The following is a 305-nucleotide window of genomic DNA, read 5'->3' as shown; positions in this document are numbered from 1 at the left end:
AGCTCGATTGATCGATTACGGATTCAGCAGATGCGGATTGATTTACCGATACGCCAGGCATCACTCATCAAATCATTGTATGATGTGATTCCTCTTCAGGACGATACGGGACGGCAAGATGTCGCAACAATGCGGGAACAGATGGCTGCCTATACACAAACGCTCGATGATCTATTACGTGCTCCAAAAGTCGAGACCTACGCTGCTTTGGCAGGACAAGCGGAAGAATATGAATCGAGTATGTATCGTCTGTACGATCAAGAACTCAACCAAGTCGCACAAGAAATGCAGGATCGAGGCCATCA

General features: G+C 47.2%; 1 protein-coding gene (only partly in view). It reads left to right on the top strand.

What is annotated here, in order from left to right:
* Positions 1-118 precede the first annotated feature (118 nt).
* Positions 119-305, top strand: partial view of a diguanylate cyclase domain-containing protein gene (locus B2751_RS04430; RefSeq protein ID WP_422653595.1) — the 5' portion only. Its footprint extends 1,055 nt past the window's final position; 187 of the gene's 1,242 nt are visible here — the first part of the coding sequence; it begins with the start codon at positions 119-121; its stop codon lies off the right edge, out of view.

It is taken from the genome of Exiguobacterium sp. UBA6282, assembly GCF_002440475.1.
In the GTDB taxonomy this organism is placed as follows: domain Bacteria; phylum Bacillota; class Bacilli; order Exiguobacteriales; family Exiguobacteriaceae; genus Exiguobacterium_A.
This window is presented reverse-complemented; position numbering and strand designations above follow the sequence as displayed.